Annotated in this window: 1 protein-coding gene; it reads left to right on the plus strand. The window is 71.1% G+C overall.

Going from position 1 to position 380, the window contains the following annotated elements:
• On the plus strand, nucleotides 1-380 hold a 380-nt coding region (locus B0W80_RS34210; protein WP_143684940.1), incomplete at both ends, for an iron-containing alcohol dehydrogenase.

The raw sequence follows: 380 nt of genomic DNA on the forward strand, positions 1-380 counted from the left end.
TGCCGACTGCGCCGTCGCCATCGGCGGCGGCTCTACCACCGGCCTGGGCAAGGCCATCGCGCTGGACTCCGGCCTGCCCATCCTGGCCATCCCCACCACCTACGCCGGCAGCGAGATGACGCCCATCTACGGCCTGACCGAGGCCGGCCTCAAGAAGACCGGCAAGGACCCGCGCGTGCTGCCCAGGACGGTGATCTACGACCCCGAGCTCTCGCGCAGCCTGCCCGTGGGCCTGTCGGTGACCAGCGGCATCAACGCCATCGCCCATGCGGCCGAGGGCCTGTACGCGAAAGACGGCAACCCGGTGATGGACCTGATGGCCGAGGAAGGCATCGCCGCCATCGCGCGTGCCTTGCCGGCCATTCGCCGCAGCCCCGAGG

The sequence above is a fragment of the Variovorax sp. KK3 genome (assembly GCF_001984055.1).
Lineage (GTDB): Bacteria > Pseudomonadota > Gammaproteobacteria > Burkholderiales > Burkholderiaceae_C > Variovorax.